A 21,856-nucleotide genomic window follows, 5' to 3' on the forward strand; every position below is an offset into this window, starting at 1 on the left:
TGCTTTAATGCGTATTATTTGTGATTCTTTGTTGAAATAGTAACTTTATTTTTTCGTGATGTACTAAGGATAAATAAAAATAATCCAAATACAATAATGGTTCCTCCGAGAAATTGGGCCCAGGTCGGCGTCTCATTCAAGATAAGAAAAGCTAGGATGCTGGCACCAATCGGTTCAAACACGATTGCCATGGAAATTGTGGATGTGCTCAACCATTTCAGTGACCAATTAAAAAGAGAATGTCCCAAAAAGGTCGGTATGATTGCCAGAGCAATAAAAATCCACCAATGATCGGCAGGATAAGAGAAGAAATTCTCCTGCCGGATGAGATTAAACAGTGTTAGTATAACCGTACTGATACCATAGACAATAAATGTATAGGTAATTAAAGAAACATTTTTTCGTACATGCTGACCGGATAGAAAATAAATGGTTACAGCGATTGCTCCAAGTAATGCAAGCATGTCTCCGTAAATGACTTCTCCAGATAATTGAAAATCCCCTGAACCGATAATCAATCCGCCGAGTAAAACAATGAAGATGCTGATGATTGCTCCAGATGAGAAACGCTCGCCGAAGATAAAATAGGTCCCGATAAAAGCAAAAATCGGCTGAAGTGATATAAGTACAACGCTGCTGGCGACAGAAGTGTAATTGAGTGATTCAAACCACAAAATAAAATATAGCGCCAGAAAAACGCCGGCAAGAATGGAAAGCCACCAATTTTTTGTGGAAATTCGTTTAAACTCATGCTTGTAATGAAATAAAATAAAAGGCAATAAGAGTAAAACGGAAAATAAAAGACGATAGTTGGCGATAATAGAAGCAGGCGCTTCTGTTGCAAGCCGGACAAGAATTGCTGATGTAGATATAGAAAAAACCCCAATGACAACTGCTGCTTTAGGGTTGAATGCGGACTGACGCATGGTGATAACTCCCTTTTTACATGTTCAATATGATGTATTTTTTCTTCTTTGGTGTTATATAAGTGCAATGTGAAAAACTGAATGCAAGCGCATGATAATTTTTTAGAACCTTCATTGGAGAAGTGAGGAATCTTTAATGAAAAGAAACTGGGAATTCTTAGTGCATACGCATACATAGCTAATTACATTTTATCATGATACGAAAAAAAAATCATTTTAATCTGTGTACTGGATATATGGTATATAAGTATGGTATGATTAAGAAAGCATTTTTTAGGGGCCTCTTACCTTATTGAATTGGTTATGCCTTTTTTGTACTTTAAACGTTGATAATGAATAAGCGATAAAATACGTTATTCGTTTAATTGCTGATGTGGAGTGAAATGTTCATTCAATCAGCAATTTTTAGGTAGTAAATCAGTAAATGTATAAAATATTTGAAGCGGACTTGATTTCAAAAGACTTTGCTTCTTTCACCGGTGTATTGATGATTTTTACTGATTTGTATAATAAAATGAAAAGTATGAGAAACTCTTTATAAGGCCTCTTTTGCAATAAAAAACAAAAAGGAGTCGACGATTACGTGACTAAATTTAACGAACTAGGCGTTTCTGCGCCAATAATGAAAGCTTTAGAAGAAATGGGGTTTGAAGAAGCTACCCCGATTCAAGCAGAAACGATTCCATACGCGCTGGAAGGACACGATGTGATTGGACAAGCGCAAACAGGTACAGGGAAAACTGCAGCATTCGGTATCCCATTGATTAATAAAATCGATCCAAAACTAAAAAAGGTTCAGGGATTGATTGTTGCACCGACACGTGAGCTGGCAATTCAGGTAGCGGAAGAAATTAACCGTCTATCTAAATTCAAGCGGATACGGGCACTTGCTATTTTCGGTGGTTCTCCAATGGACCGTCAAATTCGTGCATTAAAAGACGGCCCTCAAATCGTTGTAGCAACACCAGGACGATTAATGGATCATATGCGCCGCAAAACGATTCGTATTGATGAAGTGCATACAGCAGTTCTTGATGAAGCAGATGAAATGCTGAACATGGGCTTTATTGATGATATTCGCGAAATTTTAAAAGGTATTCCAGAAGATAGGCAAACATTGCTTTTCTCTGCGACCATGCCGAAGGAAATTCGTGATATTGCGACAACGCTTATGAAAGAGCCAAAGGAAGTTAAAGTAAAAGCGAAAGAAATGACAGTAGAGAATATTGATCAATATTTTATTGAAATTCCAGAGAAGTTTAAGTTTGAAACATTAAATAACCATTTGGATATCAATTCTCCTGAATTAGCTATCGTTTTTGCAAGAACGAAAAAACGTGTAGATGAAATCACTGAAGGTCTTCAAGCAAGAGGTTATCGCGCGGAAGGAATCCATGGCGATTTAACACAGGGCAAGCGTATGTCTGTATTGAATAAATTTAAACAAGGACGTGTAGATGTTCTTGTGGCAACAGACGTAGCAGCCCGCGGACTGGATATTTCCGGTGTAACGCATGTGTATAATTTTGATATTCCACAAGATCCGGAAAGCTATGTTCACCGTATTGGAAGAACTGGGCGAGCTGGTAAAACAGGGGAAGCTATCTCTTTCATCACACCAAGAGAAATGGCTCATCTCAGCCTGATTGAAAAAACAACAAAGAGTAAAATGAAGCGTCTGACACCTCCTACCAACCAGGATGCGCGACGTGGACAACAGCAAGTAACCATTGATAAAATGAAAAAGGCGATTGATCAAAAAGATTTGAACCCTTATTATGAAGCGGCGAAAGAATTACTTGATGATCATGATTCCGTTACGGTTATTGCTGCTGCAATCAGCATGATGACAAAAGAACGAAGAGATACACCTGTACGCATTTCTTCAGCTGCACCAATCAGTGTGAAAAAAGCGAAGGATGATAATCGTCGCGGTAATAACAAAAAACGTTATTATGGCGGACGCGGCCAAGGCGGACGCAATCAAGGCGGTAGAAACCAGGGCGGCAGAAATCGTAAAAATAATAAAGGGAATTTCCAGCGTAAAAGAAGAGACGACCGTTAATTTAATATCTGCATAAAAAAACATGAGGCAACGTTCTTATTACTAGAACAATGCCTCATGTTTTTTACTTTGATGATAAACTTTATCTCTTGAGAGGGAATAACCGCAGTCTAAATAGGTTGTTATAATGGAATATGTAATTTAAGTCCTGAAAGAATATGACAATGTCAGTAAACAAGCGTAAAAAGAAGCATTCACTTGTCCTTTAGTGAATGCTTCTTTTTAATAAGGTGTTTTCTTATTCAGAAAGCTCGGATAATGCATCCTGATCAGCGATAATCGTTACATTTGCATGCTTTTGTAAAATAGAAGCAGGGAAATCTTCTGTTACAGGTCCATTCACTAATTTATCTAACGCTTCTGCTTTTTGTGAACCAGAAACTAAGAGAATAATTTGTTTGGACTGCATAATCGTATCGATACCCATGGTAATGGCTTGTGTTGGTACATCATCGATGGAATCAAAGAAGCGTGCATTTGCTTGACGGGTGGATTCATCCAAGTCAACTACATGGGTTTGCATAGAAAATGGGGTTCCTGGCTCATTAAAACCGATATGTCCATTTAAACCAATCCCTAAAATTTGAATATCAATGCCATCAGCTTGTTTAATGGCCTTTTCATAGCTGTTGCATTCTTCCTGTAAATCATTTGCATCTCCATTTGGCAGGTTGACCTGTCCGCTATCAATATCAATATGATTGAACAGAAGATGATGCATATAATAGTGGTAGCTTTGATCATTATCTTTGTTAAGTCCGACATACTCATCTAAATTGAAGGACGCCACATCTTTGAAAGAAACATTGCCTGCTTTGTGTTCTTTGATAATTTCTTCGTACAATCCTTCTGGTGTAGATCCAGTTGCTAAACCTAGCACACTGTTTGATTTCTCGTTTACTTGCTCTATCAGTTTTTTTGCTGCCAGCTGGCTCATTTCACTATAATTTTCTGCTCTGATAATATTCATTATGTTCCCCCTATAAGATAAATATAAATTATGATTTATCCTCATTATATAGTTTTTGCAATGCATCTGCCACTGCTTGTACCTGAGTTCCGACAATAATTTGTAAATTATTTTTACTTACCTGCTGGACACCGGGAACTCCAGTTTTCTTAATGCCATCCTGATTCACTTTATCCATATCCTGGATTTCCAAGCGCAGTCTGGTTGCGCAATTATCAATAGAATCAATATTTTCTTTTTTACCGAGATGTGCATAGATTGTTTCAGCCATTAATGTATGTTTGTCTTTAGCTTCATTGGCTGATTCAGGATTTGTAGTGGGTTCTTCAGCTAATTCATTATCATTCTGGCGACCAGGCGTTTTCAAGTCTAATTTTACAATTAAAAAACGGAACAAGAAATAGTAAACAACAGCAAATGCAAGTCCTTGCAGGATGAGCATATAAGGCTGATTCGCCAACGGTAATCGGAAGCTCAGGAAGTAGTCTACAAATCCTGCGCTAAACGTAAACCCTGCAGTCCATTGGAAGGCTGCGGCAATGAATAAGGACAGCCCGGTAAGTACAGCATGAACGAAATACAATACAGGCGCTAAGAACATAAAGGAAAATTCAAGCGGTTCGGTTACTCCTGTAAAGAATGAGGCAAAGCCAACTGCCATTAATAGAGATGCTGCCTGTTTACGCTGTTTTGTTTTTGCAGTATGATACATTGCAAGCGCAGCTGCTGGAAGACCAAACATCATAATCGGGAAGAATCCAGCCATGTATCTGCCTGTGATACCAGGTTCTCCATTTCCATCCCAGAAATTACCGATATCATTAATACCCGCTACATCAAACCAAAATACATTATTCAATGCATGATGCAGTCCAGTCGGTATTAATAAACGGTTAAAGAACCCGTATAAGCCTGCTCCTGCAGCTCCCAGGTCACTAATCATTGTTCCGAAGCTGACTAACCAGCCATAAACAACCGGCCAAACAAAGAGAACGGCTATGGAAACGAGCAGCATAGTTGCCGCTGTTAAAATTGGTACAAGACGTTTCCCGCTGAAGAAAGCAAATGCGTCCGGCAGCGAAACATGACTAAAACGATTATAAAGTGCTGCAGAAATAAGTCCGGCTAAAATTCCAATAAAAACATTTTCGATATTGTCAAAAGCCATGTCTACCTGACTTAAATCAATTTGCAGTAAGCCTGCGACACTTTCTGATTCCAATACCTTCGTAATAACGAGATAGCCAACAAGCCCGCTGAGCGCTGCGGCTCCGTCCTTTGCTTTTGTCATTCCTATTGCGACCCCGACTGCGAAAAGAATGGCCAGAGAAGAAAGGATGGCATCCCCGCCGCTGATTAGAAAGGCAGCAAAACGGCTGTCAGCTTCAAAGAAACTGTCTATCCAATGGCCAATTCCCATAAGAACCGCCGCTGCAGGTAATACAGCAACCGGTAACATCAGTGATTTACCAAGGTTCTGTAAATATTTCATCATAATTTGTATCCTCCTATAATAATATTTAATACAATTATAGACGAAAAGAATACAAATTGTACATACATTTTTGAAGTAGTAGTATGAAATACTTGTAGTTAATTATAATTTTTAATATTTGTAATTACAAATATTAAAGAGAATTATTCGTATTGTCAATCATTTTAAGGGGGATATAATTATTAACTGAATATTAATATCAATCATTAAATTTGTTTTATTTGTTATGGAAGTATTTAGATTTTTCTAGGTTGAGCGGGAATACAATTGTGTATTTGTATGAAATAATGATTCGTTTTATATTTATTCAAAACCAGCAGACTTTTTCAACATCAGGTAAATAAATTCAAATACCAGTGAATCAGACTATCACCTAAAAAATAAGAGAGCAGCGCCCCGAAAGCTATAAAAGGGCCAAAAGGAAATGGCTTATTCCGCTGAATGATACCGAAACGAAGTAAAACACTTCCAATTACTGCTCCAGAAATACAAGCCAGCAGAAAGGTTGCAATAATATGAGAGAAACCCAATACAACACCGAGTACGGCCATTAATTTCATATCCCCTGCTCCCATTGCTTGTTTATTCCATAAGATGACGATAAAAATAATCAAAAAACCGGCAAGAGCTCCTGACAGAGAATCCCACCAAGGATCTGCTGGTTCTATCAGACGTATGAGAATAAAAGCAGGCAGAAAAAAAGCCAGCAGCTTATTTGGAATTACCATATAATATAGATCGGTTATGATGATAAGCATTAACAAAGAAGTAAATAAAAGCGAGAGCAGCAGTTCTGTGGGGGAGGTTGCGTGTAAATAGCAGAAAATAAAGAGAAAGCCGGTGAAAACTTCTGTCAGCGGGTATAAGCAGGGGATGTGATAACGGCATTTTCTGCAGTGGCCTTTCAGAAGAAGATAAGACAGGATGGGGATATTATCATACCATGTGAGCTGATAATGGCATGTGGGACATTTAGAACGTTCATTGGCAAAAGGAATTTTTTGTGGGAGACGAATGCCGATAACCATAAAAAATGAACCAAAAATGATTCCAAACAGGAAAAAGATGAATGAAGTATAGATTTCCATAAGAAACCTCCTTATTTAATTTTGAGGATACGTGCGGAGTGTTTTTATTATAGCATAAAGCCTAGTACTTTTTTATATCGTCAACCTATTTTTGCAAAATAAAAAGCTGGACATGAAAATTCACGGCCAGCTCATTGTTTTTATAAAATATTTGCCTGTCCTAATAACCATAGAATAGCAATGATACCGACAATAATCCATAGCATATTTTTCCGGATAGCCTCTGGCATTTTTCGCTTTTTATTCCATCGATCCGGATCAAATTGCGGGCCGTCGTCATCATCTGCATACTTTCTTTTACGCGGCCGGGGCCGTGCCCAAGGGGAATAACTTTTCACGCCCGCTAAGAGAAGTGGTGCGTAGATAAAACCGCTGAAAAAGCCGAATAAATGCCCTAATATGCTAATACCGCTTCGTAAAAATGTCATGGCCAGTGCAATGGCTACAATGACACCAATTATCTGGCTGCTGGATTGATCAATTAAATCTTTCCGGAAAAAGACCATATAGACATAGATTCCGAACAAACCAAAGATTGCTCCAGAAGCACCTAAATGGGCGTAGGCAGGAGATTCAATAAAGTAAATAACAATATTTGCTGTTACAGCAGTGCCCATATAGGCTAAAATAAATTTGAATTTACCGAGCATTTGTTCAAGCGCAGGGCCGAACAGCACGAGGGAAAAGGAATTAAACAGCATGTGCATCACTCCGCCATGAAGAAAAATAGGAGTGAATAATCTCCACCATTCTCCTTCCCCAATCCAATAGTTGATTCCCACCCCATAATCTCTTATGTAAGTGCCAATTTGTAAATTTAAAAAATCAATAATGAACCATAGAAATATATTCACCCCGATAATGATAGTTACCACGGGATATAATTCAAAGAATTCTTTGATGCTCCGTTCCGTTCTAATAAACATATTGTGCCTCCCATAGCCAATGCTTTTAAATGAAATAAGTTGTCCTATATACTATAATAATAAGAAATAATACAGATTATGACCATTATAAAGGTGTTACTATATATAGAAAAATTTTTAGGAGCAGTGACCATGATACTTGGAATCGGTGTGGATATCATTGAATTAGCAAGAATCAAACGATTACTTGAAAAAAATAATCGTTTTTTAGAACGTGTATTAACCAGCAGAGAGCTGGACCAGGCAGAGCAGTTAGCTCCTCACCGGCGCGTGGAGTATACAGCAGGGCGTTTTGCTGCAAAGGAAGCTCTGTCTAAAGCAAATGGAACTGGGATTGGAAAATTAAGCTTTCAACAAATCGAAATTAGAAATCATGCCAATGGAGCGCCGGAGATGCAGGCAGAGGGGATGGAGGAGATCTCTATCCACGTGTCTATATCTCACAGCAAGGAGTATGCTGTTGCACAGGTTTTATTAGAAAAGAGATAGGATAAAGTAAAATGACAGTATTCTAAAAATGCATAATCGCATAGTTTGTCTCATATATTTTATTGCGGTGGGAGGGAACGAATTTGTATATTGTTACCGCGGAAGAAATGTACAAGATTGACCGAGAAACTATTCAAACGATGGGTCTTGATGGAAAGATACTCATGGAGAATGCAGGGAGAGAAGCGAGCAGAGAAATAAAAAAGCGGATAACTAAAGAAGATAAGACAGTTATTTTAATTGGCGGCGGAAATAATGGCGGAGATGGCTTTGTCATTGCCCGTGTGCTTGAAGAAGCAGGTTACGCTATCAAGGTGATCCAGGTTGCACCGGACAAGAAAATCACAGGTGATGCAGCTTGCCATAAGGAGATTTATCGTCAATTTGGTGGCCAGGTGGCGGGTTGTAATGAAGGGACAGCAGATACAGTTCTTGCAGAGGCTGATGTGATTATTGATGCGATGCTTGGTATCGGTGTGCGCGGCGGGTTAAGAGGCGATATCTTAACTGTAACGAGACAGGTGAATAAACAAGATGCGTATGTTATTTCCATCGATATACCAACTGGGCTGCCGGCAGAGGAAGGCTTCCCGGATTTTCAGGCTATTGAAGCAGATGCAACGATTATGGTAGGAGCGGTAAAACAATCGGCTGTCTGTCAGCAAACGTCTTCTTATTATGGTGAATGGATTGTAGCGGATATTGGTTTCCCTGAAAAACTATTCCAAGTGCACACAAAAAAACGCTTGTGGACAACAGCCGATTTTCAGGAAGCTTTTCCAAAGCGGGGCGTCAATTCCCATAAAGGAGATCATGGAAAAGGGCTGATTATTGGCGGTAGTGAGCCGATGCCGGGATCCGTTCTGATGACAACAAAAGCTGCTTTGCGGACAGGAGCAGGGTTATTAACAACGGCTTCTGTGAAAAATGTGATTTCCATGATTGCTGGAAATAACCCGGAGGCTATGTATATTAGTGCATCCGAAACAGATGGCTGTATCACGGGAATCGATAACATTGACTTGTCTGGTTTTGATGCGATTGCTGTTGGCGTTGGTCTGGGCAGAAACGAGGAAACGGCCAAAGGCATTTTTCCGGCATTGCTCAAGTATAAAGGACCAATCGTTATCGATGCAGATGGTCTTTATCATCTGAAAGCCTATGCAGCAGATTTCGAATCAAGACAGGCTCCGCTGATTTTAACACCTCATCCAGGTGAACTTGCTGCTTTAATGGATATATCTGTCTCTGACTTACTTATGGAGCCTTTCCGGCATAGTTCTGAATTTGCCAAGCGTTTGAACTGCTATCTTGTGTTGAAAGGAAAGCAGACCATTATTACTGATCCGGATGGGAACCAGACCGTGGAATCAAGCGGGAACCCCGGCCTTGCTAAGGGTGGCAGCGGGGATGTACTGACCGGAATGATTTTAGCAATGGTTATGCAGAGCATATCAATTTTTGCAGGGATAAATAATGCTTGCTTCTTGCACGGAAAATCTGCAGACTTACTAGTCCAAGCAGAACACTCGGAACAGGATTTGCTGGCGGGGGATGTCATTCAAGGCATTCCAAAGGCAATCCGTACATTTTCTTCCTAAAAAGGTGTGACGTACTGTTAACAAATCGTTCCCTTTGTTAAATGAGACAAGGGAGATATGCTGATGATAAATAGACGTTTTTTCAGTGTCGTTTTACTATTAGGTGCATTGAGTCTGGTGCTGGCAGCATGTGGAGAAAAAACGCAGGAAGATGTTGTGGAGGAATTGCAGGAGACAGTTGCCGATTTAGAGGGATACAAAGCAACGGCGGATATGACGATGAATACAGGAGAGCAGGAACAAACATTTTTGATTGATATATGGTATCAGGCAGATGATCAATATCGCGTGAAGCTGGAAAATGAAGCAGAGCAGAATGAAAGTCAAGTCATTTTGAAAAATATGGATGGTGTTTTTGTGTTAACGCCAGCTTTGGAAAAAAGTTTCAAATTCCAATCGGACTGGCCAGAGAATAGCAGTCAGCCGTATTTGCTTCAATCACTTGTCAATGATGTATTAAACGATCCAGAAGCGCAATTTGAAACAACGGAAGACCATTATATTTTCCGGACGAAAACAAATTATCAAAGCAACAATAATTTACCGGCTCAAGAAATTTACTTTGACAAATCCAGTTATACACCGGCAATGGTCAATGTGTTAAATCAAGATGGGGAGCCGCTGGTTAATGTCACTTTTCATGGTTTCGATTTAGATGCAACATTTGCAGAAGATGATTTTACGATGGAGAAAAACATGGAGCAGGAAACAGATGAGGAAAGTGCTGGTGCAGAAGAGGGAGAAGCTGTAGAAACAGCTGCGCAGGAAGTCCGGGAGCTGTATCCTACGTTTACAGCTGGAGCGGAAATGGCGGATAAGCAAGAAGTTTCCCTGGAGGATGGAGAACGAATTATTACAACCTTTGAGGGAGAGAAGAACTTTACGCTTGTTCAAGAAATCAGAGAAGCTGCTCCAGTGAGCTCAGCTCCAGAAGTAGTCAATGGAGATATTGTGAATCTGGGAGCTACTGTTGCTGGGTTGGAAGATAATGTTTTAAAATGGAGTTATCAGGGCGTTGATTATCAATTGGCAAGTACAGAGCTGACGAAGGAAGAAATGATTGAAGTAGCACAATCTGTCCAAGGACAGTTAACAAAATGATACGGTTAATACAAAAGCAGGCTCTCTGAAAACGGAGTCTGCTTTTGTATGTCCCATTTCCAGTTTAGAGGTATGATTTTAACATATTGGCATATAATTAATAGACAGGTATTTATTTCGTTGCATAAATCAGCTAAAGGATAAGAAAGAATCGAATGAAAATTTCAAGGCTTGGTGAACGTTCTTTCATTTTTGAACATAAAATGAAAATTTAATGAAGAAATATATTGTTTAGCGGAGTATTTTCCTAAGCGGCAGTCAAGAAGCCGGAGGGAAAGCAGCGTAAGGGAAAAAACGCTCATTTTTAACACTTCAAATAATATAAATACCACAAAATTTAAGGTTTAAAACGACAAATTTACATGATTTTTTTACAAATTCGCCATAACCCCTTTGCAAAAGTATGTTCACAATGCTATCATAATATTAAATTGAATAACGAACGTTAATTGTTGGCGGGGGTGCTTGGTTTTGGCTGAAAATAAAGAAGAAATTTTAGTGAAAATACCGAAAAATTTGCTGAGTGAGGTGGATGGATTAATGAAATATGAGAATAGCTCTGACTTAAGTGATTTCATTTGTGAAGCAACTCAAATTTATTTAAACCATAAAAAAGAAGAACACCTCCAGCGTTTTCATGAAACGATGCAGCGCGGATATGAGGAAATGGCAAGAATTAATCTGACGATTGCTTCAGAGGCTTTTCAAGCTGAAGAAGAGGCTGAAATAACTCTAGAGCGCTCTGTGATCGGGGTGTAACACTTGTGATCGTTCAAAGAGGCGAGGTTTATTTTGCTGACTTATCCCCTGTAGTTGGCTCAGAACAGGGCGGTGTGAGACCGGTTCTTATTCTTCAGAATGATATAGGCAACCGATTTAGTCCGACTGTGATTGTGGCGGCCATTACCGCGCAAATTCAAAAGGCTAAGTTGCCTACGCATGTAGAGATTGATGCAAAACGTTATGGGTTTGACCGGAATTCAGTTATTCTGTTGGAACAAATTCGCACGTTAGATAAGCAGCGGTTAACGGATAAAATTACAAAATTAGATAAAGAAATGATGGAAAAAATCAATCAATCATTAGAAATAAGCCTTGGCTTACGAGATGTTTACAGTAATAATTAATACTTTTCTGATGCGTAAAAAAGACTGTCCTTATATCAGGGCAGTCTTTTTTAATGAAGTTTCTTTGGAGAAAGAAAGGAAAGCATATAAAAAGTTGGAGGAGGAAGCTCTAACGGGGGTCCATAGGGTGAATAATCTCAAGTCTCAAAAATATACTCCGTTTTCCATAGATTCCGAGCTCCTCTCCTTTAAAGAAGACTTAGCGATTGGCAAGCCGACAGGCGCAGACAGAGCTAAAGTCGCACTTATGCCCAGAGGGTGAAATAGAAGTTCGTTTTTTCTGCAGGGATTTATTTGATAAAAGCAGATAGTAATAAGACCGTTGTAACAGACATCTCCTTGGCAAGAATACCGATGTTTTAAGAAATTATTCTCCTTCGTTAAAAGATATAGTAAAATGAAAAGGAATGAAGGTGGAGGTTGATAACGATGGATACAATCATTTTTGATATGGATGATACATTATATGACCAGGCTGCGACATTTCGAAAAACATGTAAAAAAATGTTGAACGTGGCTTTGTCGGAAGCGGAGTTAAATCATCTTTATCTATTAAGTCGCAAACATAGCGATGCGCTATTTGATGATCAGGTAGCAGGTAAAATTACAATGGAAGAAATGCATATCCGGCGAATCAAAGATGCTTGCGCAGAAATAGGAATACAGATAACAGCAGAGCAGGCTTTAGAATTTCAGGACAGCTACGTCCAAGAACAAGGAAAAATAGAGTTATTTGATGAAGTGGTTGAGCTCCTGGATTATCTTTCAGCGAGTCAGAAGCAATTAGCTGTAATGACAAATGGTGCGGAAGGACATCAGGCAATGAAAATCAAACAGTTAAAGCTGAACAAGTGGATCCCGGAAGAGCGTTTATTTATTTCTGAAACAATAGGGCATGCGAAACCATCCACAGCAGCGTTTCAATTCATGGAGGATAAGCTGGGTTTAAAGAAAGAAAATACAGTGTATGTCGGCGACTCCTTTGCTAATGATATTGTCGGTGCCAAACAGGCAGGCTGGCATGCCGTCTGGATGAACCATCGACAGAGGGAAGAACCGGAAGGAAGAATAAAAGCAGATAAAACAGTAACCAGTGCAGCAGAGCTATATACATTTTTTCGGGAAGAGACGCTAAGCACATAATGGATTAGGTTAATGAAAGTAATTTCATCATATAGAGCCTTGAGGGATTCCTCAAGGCTCTTTTTGTGTAAACTCAAGGGAAGTATTCCGGTAAAGGATACTGCTTCAAAGTGAATATTGAAATTTTCTATATAATGATATGCCAAACTTCTTGATTCTGATTATCGGTCTTTTTGGACACGAAGAATAAGTCCTTACATAAATTATTTATAATAATACCTATTGTAGTGAGAGGAATAGGATGATATACTAATATTCAATTTATAAATCTGTGTAAAATACTGGGGATACTCAAATATAAATAAGAAAAGAACGCTGCAACTATGGAAAATAGTACACTATTCAGCAAAAAAATAGTTTTTTCTAAAATGAAAATTTAAAAAACTCAAAATATCTGTTAGGTGATGGATAGAAGGAAAGAGAGAACTAAGAAAGCTTAAAAATTACGAGGGAAGGATTTTTTCGTCGTGAATATGCATATGATGTGCTCAGTAGAAATTTTGGCGTTAATATTTCTTCCAATCATAATAAAAAAGAAACGGCAAATCGGGAAGGCTGATTAGAAGTATATTGGTTTCGTAGGGTTATGCTATATAAAGGAAGGAGAATATTTGTGAGTACAATTGTTGTTATATCAGGAAGTCCTTCAACATTATCCAGATCAGAACGCGTTCTTTATTATTTAGGTGAATTGGCGGAGCAGCAAGGGTTTCGTGTAAAGCATATATCCGTCAGAGATGTAGAAGCAGAAGATTTGCTGTATGCGAACTTCCAAAGTCCGAAAATCAAAGAGATTGCCGGGGATTTGGAAGCGGCAGACGGGGTCATCGTCGGGAGTCCTGTCTATAAAGCCTCCTATTCAGGCATCCTAAAGTCATTATTTGATTTAATGCCCCAGGATGTTTTACGGGGGACGGTTTCACTGCCTGTTATGACAGGGGGAAGCCTCTCGCATTTATTAGCATTAGATTATGCCTTAAAGCCGCTGCTTGCTACGTTAAAAAGCCAAACCTTAAAAGGGTTATATTTTCAGGATAGTGAAGTTGATAAAACCAAGGATAATCCAATCCTGGATGAAGCCATGATTACTCGGACACATAAACAATTGGATTATTTCCTGGGGAATTTAAAACGAAAAGAATTTGTTTAACTGGTTCTTTTTTCAATACATAAAAGGGTCTGCAGCTAAGCAGGCCTTTTTTTAATGAGGGAGCTTTTGTCAATAAAATGAGAAAATAATAGAAGCATGTATGCGGGGGAGTGGATAGTGTAACTTGAAAAAATGCTGTGTTTATTTGATATATGGTACAATTGAGGTAAAATGGGAATAGTAGTTTCTGTATACTTAGAAGAGGCTGATACAAAAGTATTTTGACTGGAGTTTTGTAGAAGTTTGTATTAATATGTAAAAATGCTTAGAATTTGGAGGTATCAGGGAATGGATGCAAATCTGAAAGAATTAATGATCAGTAATAGTGATTCTATTGTTGATAGTTGGATGGATGAAGTAGGGAGAATAAAATCAGGGAATTATACAGCGAGTATATCTGATGAACTCTATGAGAATACCAACCGCGAATTTGTGAATGTTATTTTTACAAGTATCCAAAATCAAGGGTCTTCGAAAGTAGTGGAGGAATTCTCGGAGAAAATGATCAACCTTGGCTGGCCGCTCAGTTATATAACCGATGGGCTGCAGGTTTTTCGTCGTGTTACGATTGAATTTTTACTGAAGCAGGCAGACCAAGTAGATTCCAATCATTTTTCAAATGTCTTAACAAGCGTAGATGAATGGATAGAACCATTGATCCGACAGCTCGTCAATGAGTATTCAGGAAGCTGGGAAAATATATTATCTTTGCAGCGGGTAGCATTACAGGAACTATCTGCACCGTTGATCCCTGTTATGGAAGGGATAACCGTCATGCCGTTGATTGGAACCATTGATACGGACAGAGCGAAATTGATTATGGAGAATTTACTGGAGGGGGCAATCAAGCATAACTCCGAAGTTGTCTTAATAGATATTACGGGTGTTCCTGTTGTGGACACCATGGTAGCACATCATATTATTCAGGCAGCGGAAGCGGTCAGACTGATTGGATCTACATGTATTCTTGTAGGCATCCGTCCGGAAATTGCTCAAACGATTATAAATATAGGGATTGATTTAAGTAAATTCCCTACCAGAAGTTCTCTGAAGAAAGGTTTTACCAGAGCGCTTGAAATAACTGGAAGAACTGTTGTAGATTTGCCTTCCAAAAACCAAGGCATTGATGAAATAATGAATGCTCTTAAGGGGGAATAGAGAAAATGCGGATACCTATTTTAAAACTGCACAATTATTTGCTGATTTCTATTCAGACGGAGATCGATGATCAAACGGCTATTAAATTTCAGGAAGATTTATTAGCAAAAATTCATAAAACAGGTGCAACAGGTGTTGTGATTGATTTGACATCTGTTGATATCATTGATTCTTTTATTGCAAAAGTACTTGGTGATGTTGTGTCCATGTCGGATTTAATGGGGGCGCGTGTTGTATTAACTGGAATTCAGCCAGCTGTTGCAATGACATTAATTGACTTGGGAATACACTTGCAAAATGTCCCGACAGCTTTAGATTTAGAACAAGGTTTAGTGAAGTTACATCAGGAATTGGGGGATTAATATATGAACCCAAGATCCTGTGTCAACATTCATAAAGAGTGGGATATTGTTGGAGCAAGACAGCTCGGACGGGAAATGGCAAAAGAAATCGGCTTTGGAACAGTTGATCAGGCAAGGATTGCTACCGCAGTATCTGAATTAGCTCGCAATATTTATTTATATGCTAAAAATGGACAGGTTTGTTTTGAGTACATCTATACGAACAGTCAAAAAGGAATATTAATGACAGCTGTGGACACTGGTCCAGGAATAAAAGATATAAGCCGTGTCATGCAGGATGGCTATACGACCTCTGGAGGGCTTGGTGCTGGACTGCCCGGGGTAAAACGCTTGATGGATGAATTTGATATTGAATCCGCAGCAGGGGAAGGAACTAAAATCAAAGCGATTAAATGGATCAGATAATATAATCCCTTTATTTTAGCACCCTTCCTTATTTTATACAGTACATGCCATTGGTAAGCCAGGTGCGAAAAAAAGAAAGAGAAAACAGCTGTGTGCAGAAAGCACGAAACACCGGTTTACCAGCTCGGGGAAAGCCTTAAAAAAGAATAAAAGGTTCTTTGGAATAAGGGGGGAGTAACCATAGTGGAAGAAACGATCAGAAAGAATACTGTAAAATACCAGAAATTATTACAAAAATATATTGAAACACAAGATGAGAAATCATTGTATGACCTTGAATTAATCAGCAAAGCTTTTATTAAAAAGAATATCTTGCCGGAAGAATTAATCAATTTGCATATTCAAGCAATGGAGCGGATTTATCCTCAATTATTGGAGGAATATAAGCTGTCGATGGAATTTTTATTAGAAGCTACGGTTTTCTATGGATTGGCATTGCAGGAAGTTGATTATTTAAGACAGGAAAAAGATGTGCTGACTTCTGAAATTTCTGTTGCGGCGAATATGCAAAAAACCTTGCTTGGAACGCAAAGGCCGGAAGTAAGCGGGTTAGATATCGGTGTGATTAGTGTTCCTGCTCATCAGATGAACGGAGATTATCATCATTTCACAAAAGGAAGCAATGGGACAATCGGGATTGCCATTGCGGATGTCGTTGGAAAAGGAATACCGGCAGCACTGTGTATGTCGATGATCAAATATGCAATGGACAGTTATCCAGAAGCGACAATGTCACCCAATAAAGTATTAGAAAACCTAAATCGTGTAGTAGAAAGAAATATTGATCCCAGTATGTTTATTACGATGTGTTATGCACATTATTTGCCGGCGGAAAGTAAATTAAGATTATCTTCCGCAGGGCATGAGCCGGGATATATTTTCCGTGCAGAAACGGAAGAATTTGAAGAGGTTCATGCGAAAGGGATTGTACTCGGCGTGATGCCGGATGCTGCTTATCAGGAATATGAATTAGCAATTCAGAAGGATGACCTGATTATCTTTCTGACAGATGGTGTTTCCGAGTGCAGAGACGGCGACCGGTTTATTGAAACAGAAGAATTGTTGGAAGTCATCCGAAAATATATTGATTTACCGGCACAGGAGCTGGTAGAAAATGTGTACCAGTATTTTGAAAAACTGCAGGATTTTCAATTGAGGGATGATTTTACATTAATTGTTCTTCGTAAAGAGGTTTAAAGAAATAAATGCAGGGAATACAATATAATAGTTTATTCTAGATGAGTAAATTTCGTTTCAAAGTTATAGAGAAAATGAATTTATAATGTATAGTCATCTAATCTTATATCTGGATGGCAGAGGGGGTTATTATGAATTTATCAGTAAATGTACAAGAAGACAGTAATGTAAAAGTTTTAGAAGTGAGCGGAGAAATTGATGCATACACAGCTCCGGAGCTGAAAGAAACATTAATGCCGTTAATGAGAGAGAGCGGCAATGAAATCGAAGTAGATTTAGAAAATGTGCAGTATATGGACAGTACCGGTTTAGGAGTGTTTGTCAGCGCTTTGAAAGCCTCTAAGGAAAGCGGAAGCCATTATACGTTGAAAAATGTGCAAGATCGGGTTTTTCGTATTTTTGAGATTACCGGACTTAGTGAAATTATAGAGATCAAAGCAGCGATTCGAGGTGGCAATGAGTGATGGAAGCATTTGATTATATAGAGATGAAAGTACCGGCGAAAGCGGAGTATATTGGAGTGATGCGTCTAACTTTATCGGGAGTTGCCAACCGGATGGGCTTTTCCTATGATGCGATTGAAGATTTAAAAGTAGCTATCTCTGAAGCAGTTACAAATGCTGTAGAGCATGCTTATGAAGAAAAAGAATCTGGTGAAATCACTGTTGGCTTCGGCCTGTATGAAGACCGGATGGAAATTATGGTAGCTGATCGCGGAGGAAGCTTTGATTTAGAAGAAGTAAAGAACGGTACAGGGCCTTATCAATCCGATGAACCTGTTGAAAAAATCCGGGAAGGAGGGTTTGGCCTATTCCTGATTGAAGCACTTATGGACGAAGTAAAAATCAACAATAAATATGGTGTAATGGTTATTATGACTAAATATAATAGAGAAGAAGAGGTGGACATGGATGACGACCAAATCTCAACCATTCAATAGAGGGGGAGATGAGGTTTACCAATGGATAAGTACACTTCAGGAAGATCCAACAAATGAAGAATTACAGGAAAAGATTGTTTTAACTTATCAGAATCTCGTTGGATCTATTGCCAGGAAGTACTCCAAAAATAGCGCTATTCATGAAGACCTTGTACAAGTCGGCATGATTGGATTGCTTGGGGCAGTTAAGAGGTACGATCCGTCATATGGTAAGTCGTTTGAGTCTTTCGCTATCCCAACCATTATTGGTGAAATAAAGCGATTTATACGAGATAAGACATGGAGTGTCCATGTGCCTCGTCGTATTAAAGAATTGGGACCAAAAATCCGCAAAAGTGCTGATGAACTAACGACTAAAAATCAAAAATCTCCTACCATACAAGAAATTGCAGAACACATTGGTGTACCGGAAGAAGAAGTTTTAGAAACAATGGAAATGAGTAAAAGCTATAAAGCTTTATCAGTTGACCATAAAATTGAAGCTGATTCAGACGGCAGCACTGTTGCTATATTGGACTTAATTGGTAACGAAGACAATAGTCTTAAGAACTTGGAACAAAAAATGATTCTTGAAAAAATTCTCCCTGTTTTATCAGAACGGGAGCAGCTTATTTTAGAATGTACCTATTTTAAAAACATGAGTCAGAAAGAAACAGGTGAAATGCTGGGTATTTCTCAAATGCATGTTTCACGGCTTCAAAGACGAGCGCTCCGCAAATTGCGAGAAACGATGCAAACAGAAAGTACGGAGGTATTCGATTGATTTCCGGTAAATATGTCGATGTTTCCGTCTATCAACAATCTAAAAAAGGTAATCATTTATGTGGAGACAGTTACTTTTTTATAGAAGAAGACCATATGTTTCTGGGAGTGCTCGCGGATGGTCTTGGAAGCGGAGCAATTGCAAAAGAATCCTCACAGGCAGTAATCGATATTGTGAAGGAGCATAAGTTTAAAACAGTGAAAGAAATTGTTGATTTATGCAATAAAAAATTGCTTGGCATGCGTGGTGCAGTGATGGGGATTTTAAAATTAGACTTCATCGATCAAACCTTTACTTTTTCCTCCATTGGAAATATAGGGATTATTGTTTTGGAGCAAGGCTGTAAGAAAAAGCGAAATATTCCAAGCTCTGGATATTTGGGATCTCGTTACCGAGGCGTAAAGGCTATGACGGAAAAATTAACCGATGGAACAAATTTCATTGTATTTTCAGACGGCGTAAAAGATAAAGAGTTATCTGCGTATTATTTTAAAGACTATAATGTAGAGCAGATTACGGAGACGTATGCACAGCATTGTGACGGTAACAGACAGGATGACACAACATTACTGGCAATTAGATACAAAGGAGTAAAAGGTTGATTTATAATCACAATAACATGAACATGGATTCATTTGTTATTGATTATAAATCAATCTTTTTTTGTTGTGTCAGAAAGCACTGGCACGTTTAATTTGATACAATAGAACATAGAGTAAGGAGGAGAAGCAACAGTGAGTGCAGATGAAAAATTAATTGCAATCGTATCAAAAGATACCAATATTCAAGGAAACACTGTTTCGAAAGTGATTTCTCTTTTAAATGAAGGGAATACTGTTCCGTTTATTGCAAGATATCGGAAAGAAGCAACTGGCGGATTGGATGAAGTGAAAATAAAAGAGATACAGGATAGGTGGACATATGTCCTTAACCTGTCTGAACGAAAACAAGAAGTACTTCGTATCATTGAAGAACAAGGTAAGCTGACAGATGAATTAAGAAACGACATTGAAAAAGCGACGCAGCTTCAAAAAGTAGAAGACCTGTATCGCCCTTATAAACAAAAACGCCGTACAAGAGCTACTATCGCAAAGGAAAAAGGGTTAGAGCCATTTGCCCAAGCTATTTGGGAGCAGAGCGAATCACTTGATTTAGAACAGGAAGCTACACAGTATTTCTCTGAAGAACATGAGCTAAACACCGTAGAAGAGGTGCTTCAGGGAGTAAATGATATTATCGCAGAATGGATTTCTGATGAACCGGCTTACCGTGAATTTATTCGTGATGCCACGATGAAGCAAGGAACCATCCAATCTGAAGAGAAAAATAAAGCAGCAGATGAAAAACAGATTTTTGAGATGTATTATGAATATAGTGAAACGGTTCGCTCATTAGTTTCCCATCGTATTCTTGCGCTTAACCGCGGAGAAAAAGAGGGAATTTTAAAAGTACAGGTAGAACCGCCTGTGGATAAAATAATTGCCTATTTAGAGAAAAAGGTAATTAAAAAAACGTGCCCGCAGTATATGAAGGAATTATTAACAGCAGCTGTAGAGGACAGTTATAAAAGGTTGATTGAACCCTCCGTGGAAAGAGAAATCCGCAGTGCACTTACAGAAAAAGCGGAAGCACAGGCAATTGAAGTTTTCTCTGTTAATTTAAGGAATCTACTACTTCAGCCGCCATTAAAAGGGAAAGTCATTTTAGGAGTGGACCCGGCTTTTCGTACTGGCTGTAAGCTTGCGATTGTGGATGAAACGGGGAAAGTCCATCAAATCCATGTGATTTACCCGACTGCTCCAAAGAAAGATGTGAAGGGCGCAGAGAAGGTGGTTATCAGCTTAATAAATCAATTTGATGTAGAGCTGGTTGCAATTGGAAATGGTACAGCATCACGGGAAACAGAGCAATTTATTTCAGATGTATTAACAAATAACAAGCTGGATATTCCGTATATTATTGTAAATGAAGCAGGAGCAAGTGTGTACTCTGCCTCCGCTCTAGCAAGAGAGGAATTCCCTGATCTACAAGTAGAAGAAAGAAGTGCAGTATCTATTGCAAGACGGGTACAGGACCCATTAGCCGAGCTGGTGAAAATTGATCCGAAGTCTATCGGAGTTGGTCAATATCAGCATGATGTCAGTCAAAAAGAGCTGTCCAATTCATTGACGTTCGTTGTGGAAACAGCGGTTAACCAAGTCGGTGTTAATGTGAATACAGCTTCTTCTTCGCTTCTGCAGTATGTATCTGGTTTAAGTAAAACCGTTGCAAATAATGTGATCAAAAAACGGGAAGAGGAAGGGAAATTTACCAGCCGCAAGCAATTAAAGAAAATACCAAGGCTTGGAGCGAAAACATACGAGCAGGCCATTGGCTTCTTGAGAATTGTAGATGGGGACACGCCGCTTGACCGTACTCCAATCCATCCGGAAAGCTATCCACATGTGAAAGCATTATTGAATAAGCTTGGCTTTGATGAGCAAGCTTTAGGGACAGCGCCCTTACAGCAAAAGATAGAAGGAATAGACAAGCAGGCAGTCGCAGATGAATTGGAGATTGGTTTGCCTACATTAGAGGACATTCTAGAGGCATTAAGCAAACCGGAACGTGACTTGCGTGATGATTTTCCACAGCCGCTATTAAAGAAAAATGTCATGAATATGGAAGATTTAAAACCTGGCATGGAGCTTCAGGGAACGGTGCGGAATGTGGTTGATTTTGGAGTCTTCGTTGACATTGGTGTTAAACAGGACGGTCTTGTGCACATCTCTAAGATGTCCAAGCAGTTCGTCAAGCATCCCATGGATGTCGCTTCTGTTGGTGATGTAGTCACCGTCTGGGTCGATGATGTAAATGTTCAAAAAGGAAGAATCGCGCTTTCAATGATTCAATAAAGATATATAAATAAGATAAGGGAGCTTCCATGCTGGGAAGTTCCCCTTTTTCAACC

At 39.0% G+C, this 21,856-nt stretch carries 23 protein-coding genes; 18 read left to right on the forward strand and 5 right to left on the reverse strand.

Annotated features, from left to right (window positions below; genetic code table 11):
- Window positions 1-14: 14 nt before the first annotated feature.
- The gene (locus tag MKY65_RS05560; RefSeq protein ID WP_339183070.1) at window positions 15-926 is read right to left on the reverse strand and encodes a DMT family transporter; all 912 of its coding nucleotides are present in this window, start codon (window positions 924-926) and stop codon (window positions 15-17) included.
- Window positions 927-1,509: 583 nt separating this feature from the next.
- On the opposite strand from MKY65_RS05560, the gene MKY65_RS05565 reads away from it, so the two are divergent.
- Window positions 1,510-2,991, forward strand: a complete 1,482-nt coding sequence (locus tag MKY65_RS05565; RefSeq protein ID WP_339183072.1) for a DEAD/DEAH box helicase — start codon at window positions 1,510-1,512, stop codon at window positions 2,989-2,991.
- 238 nt (window positions 2,992-3,229) lie between these two features.
- On the opposite strand, the gene nagB is transcribed toward MKY65_RS05565, so the two are convergent.
- The 4 genes from nagB to MKY65_RS05585 all read right to left on the reverse strand — a co-directional run bounded on the left by nagB (window position 3,230) and on the right by MKY65_RS05585 (window position 7,470).
- Window positions 3,230-3,961, reverse strand: coding sequence for a glucosamine-6-phosphate deaminase (gene nagB, locus MKY65_RS05570; protein ID WP_339183075.1), 732 nt, complete (start codon window positions 3,959-3,961; stop codon window positions 3,230-3,232).
- 28 nt (window positions 3,962-3,989) lie between these two features.
- Window positions 3,990-5,456: an N-acetylglucosamine-specific PTS transporter subunit IIBC gene (nagE, locus tag MKY65_RS05575; protein ID WP_339183078.1), complete on the reverse strand. Its 1,467-nt coding sequence runs from the start codon at window positions 5,454-5,456 to the stop codon at window positions 3,990-3,992.
- A gap of 332 nt (window positions 5,457-5,788) precedes the next feature.
- The gene (locus MKY65_RS05580) at window positions 5,789-6,544 is read right to left on the reverse strand and encodes an A24 family peptidase (protein WP_339183080.1); all 756 of its coding nucleotides are present in this window, start codon (window positions 6,542-6,544) and stop codon (window positions 5,789-5,791) included.
- 140 nt (window positions 6,545-6,684) lie between these two features.
- Window positions 6,685-7,470, reverse strand: a complete 786-nt coding sequence (locus MKY65_RS05585; RefSeq protein WP_339183082.1) for a rhomboid family intramembrane serine protease — start codon at window positions 7,468-7,470, stop codon at window positions 6,685-6,687.
- A gap of 132 nt (window positions 7,471-7,602) precedes the next feature.
- Here MKY65_RS05585 and acpS point away from each other — a divergent pair, with 132 nt between their 5' ends.
- From acpS to MKY65_RS05670, 17 genes are all read left to right on the forward strand, one after another.
- Entirely contained in the window at window positions 7,603-7,959 is a 357-nt protein-coding gene (gene acpS / locus MKY65_RS05590) for a holo-ACP synthase (protein ID WP_339183084.1), read from the forward strand.
- 83 nt (window positions 7,960-8,042) lie between these two features.
- Entirely contained in the window at window positions 8,043-9,560 is a 1,518-nt protein-coding gene (locus tag MKY65_RS05595) for an NAD(P)H-hydrate dehydratase (RefSeq protein WP_339183087.1), read from the forward strand.
- A gap of 63 nt (window positions 9,561-9,623) precedes the next feature.
- Window positions 9,624-10,661, forward strand: a complete 1,038-nt coding sequence (locus MKY65_RS05600; protein ID WP_339183089.1) for an outer membrane lipoprotein carrier protein LolA — start codon at window positions 9,624-9,626, stop codon at window positions 10,659-10,661.
- A 471-nt stretch (window positions 10,662-11,132) separates the two neighbouring features.
- Window positions 11,133-11,420, forward strand: a complete 288-nt coding sequence (locus MKY65_RS05605; protein ID WP_042532417.1) for a hypothetical protein — start codon at window positions 11,133-11,135, stop codon at window positions 11,418-11,420.
- Between the two features lie 5 nt (window positions 11,421-11,425).
- A complete protein-coding gene (locus MKY65_RS05610; RefSeq protein WP_042532419.1) occupies window positions 11,426-11,788 on the forward strand; it encodes a type II toxin-antitoxin system PemK/MazF family toxin in 363 nt (120 codons plus the stop codon).
- A 127-nt stretch (window positions 11,789-11,915) separates the two neighbouring features.
- Window positions 11,916-12,050 carry a hypothetical protein gene (locus tag MKY65_RS05615; RefSeq protein ID WP_339183093.1) on the forward strand — a complete coding sequence of 45 codons (135 nt, stop codon included), beginning with the start codon at window positions 11,916-11,918 and terminating at the stop codon, window positions 12,048-12,050.
- A gap of 167 nt (window positions 12,051-12,217) precedes the next feature.
- Window positions 12,218-12,931, forward strand: coding sequence for an HAD family hydrolase (locus MKY65_RS05620; protein ID WP_042532423.1), 714 nt, complete (start codon window positions 12,218-12,220; stop codon window positions 12,929-12,931).
- Between the two features lie 613 nt (window positions 12,932-13,544).
- Entirely contained in the window at window positions 13,545-14,081 is a 537-nt protein-coding gene (ssuE, locus tag MKY65_RS05625; RefSeq protein WP_339183096.1) for an NADPH-dependent FMN reductase, read from the forward strand.
- A gap of 288 nt (window positions 14,082-14,369) precedes the next feature.
- A complete protein-coding gene (locus MKY65_RS05630; RefSeq protein WP_339183099.1) occupies window positions 14,370-15,239 on the forward strand; it encodes an RsbT co-antagonist protein RsbRA in 870 nt (289 codons plus the stop codon).
- A gap of 5 nt (window positions 15,240-15,244) precedes the next feature.
- Window positions 15,245-15,601 carry an STAS domain-containing protein gene (locus MKY65_RS05635; protein WP_339183102.1) on the forward strand — a complete coding sequence of 119 codons (357 nt, stop codon included), beginning with the start codon at window positions 15,245-15,247 and terminating at the stop codon, window positions 15,599-15,601.
- A gap of 3 nt (window positions 15,602-15,604) precedes the next feature.
- On the forward strand, window positions 15,605-16,006 hold the full coding sequence (locus MKY65_RS05640; protein WP_042532430.1) for an anti-sigma regulatory factor: 402 nt from the start codon (window positions 15,605-15,607) through the stop codon (window positions 16,004-16,006).
- A 183-nt stretch (window positions 16,007-16,189) separates the two neighbouring features.
- Window positions 16,190-17,203, forward strand: a complete 1,014-nt coding sequence (locus MKY65_RS05645) for a PP2C family protein-serine/threonine phosphatase (RefSeq protein ID WP_339183104.1) — start codon at window positions 16,190-16,192, stop codon at window positions 17,201-17,203.
- A 131-nt stretch (window positions 17,204-17,334) separates the two neighbouring features.
- Complete coding sequence (locus tag MKY65_RS05650) at window positions 17,335-17,667, forward strand: STAS domain-containing protein (RefSeq protein ID WP_042532434.1); 333 nt, start codon at window positions 17,335-17,337, stop codon at window positions 17,665-17,667.
- Window positions 17,667-18,143 carry an anti-sigma B factor RsbW gene (rsbW, locus tag MKY65_RS05655; protein ID WP_042532436.1) on the forward strand — a complete coding sequence of 159 codons (477 nt, stop codon included), beginning with the start codon at window positions 17,667-17,669 and terminating at the stop codon, window positions 18,141-18,143. Before MKY65_RS05650 ends, rsbW begins: the two co-directional genes overlap by 1 nt.
- Window positions 18,115-18,906: an RNA polymerase sigma factor SigB gene (gene sigB / locus MKY65_RS05660; RefSeq protein ID WP_339183108.1), complete on the forward strand. Its 792-nt coding sequence runs from the start codon at window positions 18,115-18,117 to the stop codon at window positions 18,904-18,906. The genes rsbW and sigB overlap by 29 nt, the downstream gene beginning before the upstream one ends.
- Window positions 18,903-19,508, forward strand: coding sequence for a SpoIIE family protein phosphatase (locus MKY65_RS05665; RefSeq protein WP_339183110.1), 606 nt, complete (start codon window positions 18,903-18,905; stop codon window positions 19,506-19,508). The genes sigB and MKY65_RS05665 overlap by 4 nt, the downstream gene beginning before the upstream one ends.
- A 132-nt stretch (window positions 19,509-19,640) precedes the next feature.
- Window positions 19,641-21,800, forward strand: a complete 2,160-nt coding sequence (locus MKY65_RS05670) for a Tex family protein (RefSeq protein WP_339183112.1) — start codon at window positions 19,641-19,643, stop codon at window positions 21,798-21,800.
- The last annotated feature ends 56 nt before the right edge of the window (window positions 21,801-21,856 follow it).

Origin of the sequence: Oceanobacillus sp. FSL W7-1293 (genome assembly GCF_037969815.1) — a bacterium.
GTDB classification, from domain to species: Bacteria; Bacillota; Bacilli; order Bacillales; family Amphibacillaceae; genus Oceanobacillus; species Oceanobacillus oncorhynchi.

What these genes read in the sequence shown, in the direction of transcription:
- MKY65_RS05560 (WP_339183070.1), bottom strand. Translation starts at nt 926, where the DNA reads ATGCGTCAGTCCGCATTCAACCCTAAAGCAGCAGTTGTCATTGGGGTT.
- nagB (WP_339183075.1), bottom strand. Translation starts at nt 3,961, where the DNA reads ATGAATATTATCAGAGCAGAAAATTATAGTGAAATGAGCCAGCTGGCA.
- nagE (WP_339183078.1), bottom strand. Translation starts at nt 5,456, where the DNA reads ATGATGAAATATTTACAGAACCTTGGTAAATCACTGATGTTACCGGTT.
- MKY65_RS05580 (WP_339183080.1), bottom strand. Translation starts at nt 6,544, where the DNA reads ATGGAAATCTATACTTCATTCATCTTTTTCCTGTTTGGAATCATTTTT.
- MKY65_RS05585 (WP_339183082.1), bottom strand. Translation starts at nt 7,470, where the DNA reads ATGTTTATTAGAACGGAACGGAGCATCAAAGAATTCTTTGAATTATAT.
- acpS (WP_339183084.1), top strand. Translation starts at nt 7,603, where the DNA reads ATGATACTTGGAATCGGTGTGGATATCATTGAATTAGCAAGAATCAAA.
- MKY65_RS05600 (WP_339183089.1), top strand. Translation starts at nt 9,624, where the DNA reads ATGATAAATAGACGTTTTTTCAGTGTCGTTTTACTATTAGGTGCATTG.
- MKY65_RS05620 (WP_042532423.1), top strand. Translation starts at nt 12,218, where the DNA reads ATGGATACAATCATTTTTGATATGGATGATACATTATATGACCAGGCT.
- MKY65_RS05630 (WP_339183099.1), top strand. Translation starts at nt 14,370, where the DNA reads ATGGATGCAAATCTGAAAGAATTAATGATCAGTAATAGTGATTCTATT.
- MKY65_RS05635 (WP_339183102.1), top strand. Translation starts at nt 15,245, where the DNA reads ATGCGGATACCTATTTTAAAACTGCACAATTATTTGCTGATTTCTATT.
- MKY65_RS05640 (WP_042532430.1), top strand. Translation starts at nt 15,605, where the DNA reads ATGAACCCAAGATCCTGTGTCAACATTCATAAAGAGTGGGATATTGTT.
- MKY65_RS05650 (WP_042532434.1), top strand. Translation starts at nt 17,335, where the DNA reads ATGAATTTATCAGTAAATGTACAAGAAGACAGTAATGTAAAAGTTTTA.
- rsbW (WP_042532436.1), top strand. Translation starts at nt 17,667, where the DNA reads ATGGAAGCATTTGATTATATAGAGATGAAAGTACCGGCGAAAGCGGAG.
- sigB (WP_339183108.1), top strand. Translation starts at nt 18,115, where the DNA reads ATGACGACCAAATCTCAACCATTCAATAGAGGGGGAGATGAGGTTTAC.